Source organism: Mesorhizobium sp. M1006 (genome assembly GCF_040318825.1).
Lineage (GTDB): Bacteria > Pseudomonadota > Alphaproteobacteria > Rhizobiales > Rhizobiaceae > Mesorhizobium.
Genome location: NZ_JAMYMZ010000155.1, coordinates 1 through 786, shown reverse-complemented (window position 1 = coordinate 786; position 786 = coordinate 1). Strand labels below are relative to the sequence as shown.

The 786-nt window shown below is 60.6% G+C and carries 1 pseudogene; it reads left to right on the top strand.

What is annotated here, in order from left to right:
* Positions 1 to 786 (top strand): annotated as a pseudogene (locus tag NKH60_RS35005) (calcium-binding protein); the annotation flags it as partial.

Below are 786 nucleotides of genomic sequence, written 5' to 3'. Positions count from 1 at the left end.
GTGGCAATGACACCTATTATGTCGAAGATGTCCGCGACAAGGAGATTGAGGCAGCAGGCGGCGGTACCGACAAAGTGCTCGCGTCCGTAAGTCATACCCTTGCGGGCGGGTCGGAGATCGAGCTTCTCGCCACCAGCAATCCGTCCGGCACGATGGCGGTCACCCTTGTCGGCAACGAATTCGCCCAGACTATCCAGGGCAATGCCGGCGCCAATGTCATCAACGGCCTCGGCGGCGCTGACACAATGACCGGCTATGGCGGCAATGACACCTACTATGTCGACAATGCCGGTGACAAGGTCATTGAGACGGTGGGCGGCGGCGCCGATAGGGTGATCACTTCAGTGAGCCATGCGCTTTCGACGGGCTCCCAGATCGAGCTTCTCGCTGCAAGGTATCCATCCGACACGACGGCAATGAACCTCAGCGGCAACGAGTTCAGCCAGACCATCGTGGGCAACGCTGGCGCCAACATCATCAACGGTGGCGGCGGCGCTGACACGATGACCGGCTACGGTGGCAATGACACCTACTATGTTGACAATGCCGGTGACAAGGTCATCGAGACAGTGGGCGGCGGTACCGACAAAGCACTCGCCTCCGTAAGTCATACCCTTGCGGGCGGGTCGGAGATCGAGCTTCTCGCCACCAGCAATCCGTCCGGCACGATGGCGGTCACCCTTGTCGGCAACGAATTCGCGCAGACTATCCAGGGCAATGCCGGCGCCAATGTCATCAACGGCCTCGGCGGCGCTGACACAATGACCGGCTATGGCGGCAATGACA